The following is a 7682-nucleotide window of genomic DNA, read 5'->3' as shown; positions in this document are numbered from 1 at the left end:
ACCGATCTCTCGGCTACAAGGCCCGAAGCTCTCATGAAGCGCAGTAGAGCGGCCCCGCCAGCGGCGGCGCCGTCTCGATGGCTGCGTTATAGGCCCCACCCTCTCGACCTGTCAACGCCAAAACAAAACTTTTCCGACAGTTCGATGACTTTTTGTCCCGGCTCGCCGATCCCGACTTTATCCGTCGCGCGCGTACGAGCGCTGCGCGCGCCCTACGTGCGGGGCGCCCGCAAAGAGCCGTAATCGACGGCCAAAGCCCCGCAGCGGCTCCGACCGCGGATTGATTCCGGGCTGCGACCCGGGCATGGTCGGAACCAGGCGCGTACGCGTGCAGCGGATGCGGCTTCTTCGGAATTCCGGCCCGCCCGGGCACCGGACCAGGATCAGGATTCTCTGACGACCAGCGATGAACGCCCATCCCGAGCTCAGCACGCCAGCAGAACCGCTATCGCCGGAAGCCGCCGCGCTTCTGGTCGATCTCGGTATCGAGCCGCCGATCCGGCCGGATGGTGCTCCGCATCAGGCGTTGGACCGGCGTGGCGTCTCGCTGCGCTGGTTGGCCGCCTGCGCGCTGGTCGGCTCCTGCGGCGCAGCCCTGCTCGGTGGGGCGATCCTGGTCTCGACCCGTGGGGATACGAGTTTCCCCGAGCAGCCCGAAATGGTGACCGCGCGCGGCCCGTCCTCTGCCGGCCTGGGTGGCGGGGCGCGCAAGGCGGACAAGCTGGTGGCGGACCAGCCCGTCATGGCGGCCCGACACAGCGCTCGCGCGCCCATGTCCCAACGCGTCGGCGACCGTGAGGTCATCCGCGTGCGCCCCTTCGTACGGCTTGCCTCCAACCTGTCGCTGACTACCGGCGTCTACGCGACGAACATCCCGCCCTTCAATCCGCTGCGCCTGTTTGCGGAAGGTGGCCAGCCCGCCGAGCGCTATGCCGAACCGGCCGGCGACATGCCGGATGCCGATGTCACCATCGTCAAGCGCGACCTCACCACGATCGCGATTCCGCCCGCGCGCCCCCGCCTCGGCGACCCCGACGTGATCAAGCAGGTCGAGGAAGAGCGCGCCAACCAGGCCGTGGCGGGCCGGCAACGCCCCTTGCCGATCCCACCACAGCTGATGCTCAGCCGCACGCTGGGCGGCGGTGCGGCGCCCAGCGCCACGAACGATCTTCTTGCCTATTCTCCGGCCACGGACACGCGCTTCTCCGGCATCGAGGTGCGCGTCGTCCCTGAAAATGTCACCAACGCACTGAAGACGCCCATCCCCGCATCCCGCGAGCCGCTTGTCGAGGACAAGCTGCTGATCACCCGGCGCGGCGAGAATTTCGAACAGGTCATGCGCAATGCCGGAGCTCCGGCCGAGCAGATCAGGGCGATGATCCAGGCCTTCAGCGGCAAGGTGCGCGTTGCCGCCTTGCCGGATGGCCAGGTCCTGCAAGCGCTGTTTGCACCCGGTCCGCGGCCAGGCGATCCGCGCCAGATCGTTCGCGTCTCGCTGCTCACCAACGGCCAGCCCGAGGCGACGATCGCGGTCAACGACCAGGGCGCTTTCGTTCCGGTCTCGCTGCCGAAGCAGGAGATCGTCGGCACGCCCCGCAGGGCAACCACGGAAGACGAAGAGGACGAGGAGGATACGGGCGGCGCCAGGCTCTATGAGAGCCTCTACGAGACCGGATTGCGCCACGACCTGCCGCGCCCGATGATCGACGAGCTGGTTCGGATTTTCTCCTACGACCTGGACTTCCAGCAGCGCGTGCGCGGCGGCGACAATCTCGAGGTGATCTTCACCGAGGACGAGGAAGGCGAGCGCGGCGAAATCCTGTCGGCAACGCTCACCATCAATGGCGATACCCGCCGGGTCTTTCGCTATCAGTCCCCTGAAGACGGCCTGATCGACTATTTTGACGAGGAAGGTCGCTCGCTGAAGAAGTTCCTGCTGCGCAAGCCGATCACCGATGCCGAGATGCGCTCCGGCTTCGGCATGCGCTACCACCCGGTCATGCGCTATTCGAAGATGCATACCGGCGTCGACTGGGCCAACCGCATCGGCACGCCGATCCTGGCCGCCGGCAACGGCACGGTGATCAAGGCCGACTGGGCCTCCGGCTACGGTCGGCGGATCGAACTCCAGCACGCGAACGGGTATGTCACGACCTATTCGCACCAGTCGGGTTTTGCCAAGGGCATCGCTGCCGGTGTGAAAGTGCGCCAGGGCCAGGTCATCGGCTATCTCGGCAATACCGGCCTCTCCACCGGACCGCATCTGCACTACGAGGTCATGGTCAACGGCAACTTCGTGAATCCGATGAAGATCCGCGTTCCGCGAGGACGCGAGCTCGAAGGCAAGACGCTGGCCGAGTTCAAGCGCCAGCGCGACGAGATCCAGGGCTTGATCGTGCGCTCGGGCGGCGTGCTGGCCCAGGCGCGCTAGTGCCCTCGCGGGACTGACCGAAAACGCGGCACGGCCATGCCGCTATTTGCGCCACCGCTTCCTTGACTTTGCCTGCTGCAAGACCGATCGCGAGGGGCGCCTTCCCGCTCCCGCTCATCGAATCTGTCGCGCCGATGCTCTCCTCCCTGCTTGTCGTCCTGCCCGTCTTCGGCCTGATCGGCCTCGGCTATGTCGCCCGCTGGACGAAGCTGGTCCGCGAGACGACCGGCGAAGGTCTTTCCGACTTCGTCTTCGTTCTGGCCGTGCCCTGCCTGCTGTTCCGGACGCTGGCCAAGGCCGACATCCCGGCGAGCCAACCCTGGGGCTACTGGATCTCCTATTTCACCGGCCTCACCATCGTCTGGGCCCTGGCCATGCTGATTGCGCACCGCGTCTTCAGCCGTAAGGGACCGGAGTTGGTGGTCTCGGGCTTCGCCGCGGCCCAGTCCAACACGGTCTTCGTCGGCGTGCCGATGATCCTGAAGGCCTATGGCGATGCCGGCGCGGTGCCGCTCGGCCTGCTGCTGGCGATCCACCTGCCTGTGACGATGACGGCGGCAACCCTGCTCGCCGAGGGCCGCTCGGCGTCGCTGAAGATGATGGCCCGCAGGCTCTTCACCCATCCCATCATCATCGGCATCCTGCTCGGCTCGGCGGTGCGGCCGGTGATCGGCTTCATCCCAGCCCCGGTCTGGACATTGGTCGACCTGCTCGCCGGTGCCGCGGTCCCTTGCGCCTTGATCAGCCTCGGCATCGCCATGCGGCGCTACGGGCTGGAATCGGGTCTCGGTCTGCCGGCCGTATTGAGCGCCCTCAAGCTCGGCCTTCACCCGCTGATCGTCTATCTGCTGGCGACCCGCGTCTTCGAGATGCCGGCGCACTGGTCAGGCGTCGCAGTGCTCTTCGCCGCCTGCCCCTGCGGGATCAACGCCTATCTCTTCGCCGAGCGCTATCGGCAGGGTGTCGCCGATGCCTCGAGCGCGATCGCGCTCTCGACCATGCTCTCGCTCTTTACCACCGCGGCCTGGCTGACCTGGCTCGGCGTCGGCTGAACCGCCGATGCATCGGCCCAAAAAATGGGTTGCCGCTTTCGGGCCGATCCAAACATAGCCCGCGGACCGGATATGGGATCCGGCCCGATCTAGGCAAAGCCGAGCCGCGCGCGGATGTCTGCGGCCGTAACACCCTGTGCCCTCAGCTCCGCGAGGCCTTCCGACATCCGGCTCTTGGCGAGCTTCTGGCCGGTCTCGTCCTGCAACAACCGATGGAAGTGGTAACGCGGCACCGGCAGGTCGAGCAGGTGTTGCAGCACGAGATGGATATCGGTCGACGCTTCGAGATCCCGTCCGCGCACGACGTGCGTGACGCCCTGAAGCGCGTCATCCGCGACCACGGCAAGGTGGTAGCTGGTCGGCACGTCCTTGCGTGCCAGAACCACATCCCCCCAGCGCGCGGGAGCAGCCGCTACACGCGTCACTCGCCCATCCTCATCGAAGAGCGGATACCCGACCTCCCCGCCGATCCCTGCCGCCGCCCGCCCCATCGCCAGCCGCAACACATGGGCCTCGCCGCTCGCCGCGCGCTTGCCCGCGTCATCGGGAAGCAGCGCGCAGCAAGTCCCGGGATAGAGCGGCGATCCGTCGGGATCGCGCGGCCAGGGCCGGCCCGCCTCTGCTTCCTTGACCTCCACTGCACGCATGATCTGCCCGCGCGAGCAGAAGCAGGGATAGATCAGCGCCTTCGCCTGCAGCCGGCCGAGCGCGGCGCGATAATCGTCGAAATGTTCGGACTGCCGGCGGATGGCGGCGTCGAAGCGGATGCCGAGCCAGGCGAGATCGTCATGGATGCCTTGCTCGAATTCCGGCCGACAGCGCGCGACGTCGATATCCTCGATGCGCAGCAGCAGCCTGCCGCCCAATCGCTTGGCCAGGCGCTCGTTCATCAGCGCCGAGAAAGCGTGGCCGAGATGTAGCCGGCCGTTCGGGCTGGGCGCGAAACGAAACACCGGTCTGTCGCAATCGCGTGAGGACGTTGCCATGGGCCCTCTCTATGGTCTGGCCATGACTGGGCCAAGTCTTCAGGAATGCCTAAGTCTTCGGACACAGCCAACTCTCCTGACGCGCGCGCACTGCCACCATCCCGGTTCAAGAAGCGACGATGACCAGAATCACCTGTGACGCCGACCTCGAAGAGGGCATGGCCGCGCTCCGCCCGCTTCACCCGAGCTGGAGCGCCATCATCGACCGGACCGGCCTGCCGCCGCTGCGTCGCCGCGAGGGCGGCTTCAAGGGGCTGGCATCGATCATCGTGGCGCAGCAGCTTTCGGTGGCGAGCGCGCGCGCCGTCTGGACCCGGGTCGAGTCGGTCCTGACGCCGCTCACGCCGGAGCGCGTGCTCGCTGCAAGCGATGAGGATATGCGGCTGTCCGGTCTCTCGCGGCCGAAGCAGCGCACCCTGCGCGCCGTTGCCGCGGCAATGGTCGACGGAACGCTCGACCTGGGGTCTCTGGAGGGCGGTACGCCGGAATATATCCACGAGCACATGACCGCCGTCTCCGGCATCGGACCCTGGACCGCGGATATCTATCTGTTGTTCTGCCTCGGACACCGCGACGGCTTCGCAGCCGGCGATCTCGCCATCCAGGAGGCTGCACGCGTCGCCTTCGGCCTCGATGCCCGCCCGAAACCGGGCGAGCTGCAGGAGATGGCCGAGGCCTGGCGCCCCTGGCGCGGCGTGGCAGCCAGACTGCTCTGGGCCTACTACGCCGCGCTGAAGCGCCGCGAGGGGATCAACGCCTAAAGCATCGGCCCGCGAAGTGGAGTGCGGCTTTCGGGAAAGCCGCTGCGAATACAGAAGGTTGGATCGGACCTTAGCCGCGAACCACTTTGAGCGCGGCCTGAGCGGCCGCGCGCAGGAAGCCCGAATCGCTCATCACGGTGACAAGCCTGGCTCCCATCTCGACACCCTCCTTCGCCCTCTCGGCGGTGGCGGCATAGAATGCGACCGGCTTGTTCACGGCAGACGCACGGGCCACGATGTGACGCAGGGCCTCGTCGACCTCCTTCGCCGAGGCGTTGACCGACGCTCCGCCGGACAATGCGATCGAAAGATCGGATGGGCCAACGAACAACGCGTCGATGCCTTCAAGCGCCAGAATATCGTCGAGAATCGCCATGGCCTCGCGCGTCTCGATCATCGCGAAGGTCATCGAGAAACGATTGGCGGCCTTGAGATAGCTATTGGCATCGAGCCCCGAAGCGCCCAGGCCGCCATAGCTGCCCCAGCTGCGTTCTCCGAGCGGCGGATACTTGGCATAGGCCGCCAGACGGCGCGCATCCTCCATGGTGTTGATCATCGGCGCGATCACGCCCGAGACGCCGGCATCGAACAGCTTCGACACGTTCTGGAATTCGCCAACCGCGATCCGCGCCAGAGCAGGCTTTCCGGCCGCATTGATCAGCGGGATCGCCCGGATGACCTCGCCAAGCGTGATCGGCCCGTGCTGCATATCGAGCGTGACGGCGTCAAAACCTTCCTGCGCGAGCACTCCGGCAATGCTCGGATCGGGAAGCCCGCACCAGGCAGACAGGAGCGTATCGCCCTTGGCGAGACGATCGGCGAGCGAGGACAGGACGGTTGGCTTGGCGGAAGACATCGGCGTTTTCATCCGGTTGAGCCCGCTCTTGAGACACGGCGGGACGAGGACAGTGGGCAGCAAACTCGCACAAAAACAAACGGGCGCTCATGCGCCCGTTTCAACCACGTCCTGCGTTTGGTGAACCGGCCATGCCGATTCACGTGAAACAGGGATTCGCCACTAGCGCCCTGCCTGGACTTCCTCTGCGGCCCTGATCAGGAGCTCGGTCATCACGCGGCGAATCTCCTCGTCCGCAACCGCGACGCTCGCAGTTGCGAAATCGGACCTCACCTTGCGCAGCACGTCATCGTCGCCGGCCTCCTCGAAATCGGCCAGGACTACGGACTTAGCGTAAGCGTCCGCTTCAGCGCCGCTCTTGCCGAGCTTCTCGGCTGCCCAGAGGCCGAGAAGCTTGTTACGCCGGGCCGTCGCCTTGAAGCGCAGCTCCTCGTCGAGGGCGAACCTGTTCTCGAAGGCATCCTTGCGCTGATCGAATGTCGTCATGCGGGTTAAGTCCTCTTGCGGGCTCCGGGTGGCTTCTCCAAGCGATATAGGGTGCCGCAGCGCCCAGGGCCAGCGCGGATTGCAATCTGGCGATCGGGCCCTTCGCCCGGTTTGTTGCGTTTGCAGTGCAGAAGCGCCATATAGCGGTCGCGAGGGTGGCCGATTGGGCTATGCTCGCTTTGAACCGGACCAATCCGCAATCCAGGCCGATCGCGTCCGAGCGCAGATCTAAGGCGAGGCTTGCGAAGGACCGGCGGAACAGGGGCCACGATCCCGCCGCGGGCAACCGCGACCAGAGAAAGGCCGATTTTGGATTTCCTCAAGCCACGGTACATCCCGATGAATCGCCGCCGTCGCATTTACGAAGGCAAGGCGAAGGTCCTCTATGAGGGACCGGAGCCCGGTACGCTGATCCAGCACTTCAAGGACGACGCCACCGCCTTCAACGCCAAAAAACATGAGGTGATCGACGGCAAGGGCGTCCTGAACAACAGGATCTCCGAGCACATCTTCTCCAATCTCAACGATATCGGCGTGCCGACGCATTTCATCCGTCGGCTGAACATGCGCGAGCAGCTGATCCGCGAGGTCGAGATCATTCCGCTCGAGGTGGTGGTGCGCAACGTCGCCGCCGGCTCGCTCTCGACTAAGCTCGGTCTCGAAGAGGGCACGCAGCTGCCGCGCTCGATCATCGAGTTCTATTACAAGAACGACGCGCTGAACGATCCGATGGTCTCGGAAGAGCACATCACCGCCTTCGGCTGGGCGACGCCCCAGGAAATCGACGACATCATGGCGCTTGCCATCCGCGTCAATGATTTCCTCTCCGGCTTGTTCCTCGGCGCCGGCATCCGCCTCGTCGACTTCAAGATGGAATGCGGCCGGCTCTGGGAAGGCGAGATGATGCGCATCGTCGTCGCCGACGAGATCAGCCCGGATTCCTGCCGGCTCTGGGACATCAAGTCCAAGGACAAGATGGACAAGGACCGCTTCCGTCGCGACATGGGTGGGCTGATCGAGGCCTATACCGAAGTGGCCCGCCGCCTCGGCATCATGGGCGAGAACGAAAAGGCCGGCCCTGCCGCCGGACCTCGCCTGGTGCAGTGAGCA

The 7682-nt window shown here is 65.7% G+C and carries 7 protein-coding genes; 4 read left to right on the top strand and 3 right to left on the bottom strand.

Annotation, left to right across the window (positions count from 1 at the left end; translation table 11 throughout):
- The first annotated feature begins 406 nt into the window (after nt 1–406).
- Together AB4118_RS30920 and AB4118_RS30915 are read left to right on the top strand one after the other, a co-directional pair.
- The gene (locus AB4118_RS30920; protein ID WP_441493327.1) at nt 407–2431 is read left to right on the top strand and encodes a M23 family metallopeptidase; all 2025 of its coding nucleotides are present in this window, start codon (nt 407–409) and stop codon (nt 2429–2431) included.
- Nucleotides 2432–2565: 134 nt separating this feature from the next.
- Entirely contained in the window at nt 2566–3483 is a 918-nt protein-coding gene (locus tag AB4118_RS30915) for an AEC family transporter (protein ID WP_441493326.1), read from the top strand.
- Between the two features lie 89 nt (nt 3484–3572).
- Here AB4118_RS30915 and gluQRS read toward each other — a convergent pair whose 3' ends face one another.
- Entirely contained in the window at nt 3573–4469 is an 897-nt protein-coding gene (gene gluQRS, locus AB4118_RS30910; RefSeq protein WP_441493325.1) for a tRNA glutamyl-Q(34) synthetase GluQRS, read from the bottom strand.
- Between the two features lie 119 nt (nt 4470–4588).
- Between gluQRS and AB4118_RS30905 the strand changes: the two genes are divergently transcribed.
- Nucleotides 4589–5230 carry a DNA-3-methyladenine glycosylase family protein gene (locus tag AB4118_RS30905; RefSeq protein ID WP_441493324.1) on the top strand — a complete coding sequence of 214 codons (642 nt, stop codon included), beginning with the start codon at nt 4589–4591 and terminating at the stop codon, nt 5228–5230.
- Nucleotides 5231–5300: 70 nt separating this feature from the next.
- Here the strand turns inward: AB4118_RS30905 and AB4118_RS30900 are convergent, their stop codons facing one another.
- Nucleotides 5301–6086, bottom strand: coding sequence for an HpcH/HpaI aldolase family protein (locus tag AB4118_RS30900; protein ID WP_113513399.1), 786 nt, complete (start codon nt 6084–6086; stop codon nt 5301–5303).
- Between the two features lie 162 nt (nt 6087–6248).
- Nucleotides 6249–6572: a DUF1476 domain-containing protein gene (locus tag AB4118_RS30895; RefSeq protein WP_113513401.1), complete on the bottom strand. Its 324-nt coding sequence runs from the start codon at nt 6570–6572 to the stop codon at nt 6249–6251.
- A gap of 309 nt (nt 6573–6881) precedes the next feature.
- On the opposite strand from AB4118_RS30895, the gene purC reads away from it, so the two are divergent.
- Nucleotides 6882–7679 carry a phosphoribosylaminoimidazolesuccinocarboxamide synthase gene (purC, locus tag AB4118_RS30890; protein ID WP_043242352.1) on the top strand — a complete coding sequence of 266 codons (798 nt, stop codon included), beginning with the start codon at nt 6882–6884 and terminating at the stop codon, nt 7677–7679.
- Nucleotides 7680–7682 lie beyond the last annotated feature (3 nt).

It is taken from the genome of Allobosea sp. 2RAB26 (genome assembly GCF_052115465.1).
Lineage (GTDB): Bacteria > Pseudomonadota > Alphaproteobacteria > Rhizobiales > Beijerinckiaceae > Allobosea.
The sequence above is the reverse complement of the archived record's forward strand: the minus strand, read 5'-3'. Positions and strand labels throughout refer to the sequence as shown.

What these genes read in the sequence shown, in the direction of transcription:
- AB4118_RS30920 (WP_441493327.1), top strand. Translation starts at nt 407, where the DNA reads ATGAACGCCCATCCCGAGCTCAGCACGCCAGCAGAACCGCTATCGCCG.
- AB4118_RS30900 (WP_113513399.1), bottom strand. Translation starts at nt 6,086, where the DNA reads ATGTCTTCCGCCAAGCCAACCGTCCTGTCCTCGCTCGCCGATCGTCTC.
- AB4118_RS30915 (WP_441493326.1), top strand. Translation starts at nt 2,566, where the DNA reads ATGCTCTCCTCCCTGCTTGTCGTCCTGCCCGTCTTCGGCCTGATCGGC.
- gluQRS (WP_441493325.1), bottom strand. Translation starts at nt 4,469, where the DNA reads ATGGCAACGTCCTCACGCGATTGCGACAGACCGGTGTTTCGTTTCGCG.
- AB4118_RS30905 (WP_441493324.1), top strand. Translation starts at nt 4,589, where the DNA reads ATGACCAGAATCACCTGTGACGCCGACCTCGAAGAGGGCATGGCCGCG.
- AB4118_RS30895 (WP_113513401.1), bottom strand. Translation starts at nt 6,572, where the DNA reads ATGACGACATTCGATCAGCGCAAGGATGCCTTCGAGAACAGGTTCGCC.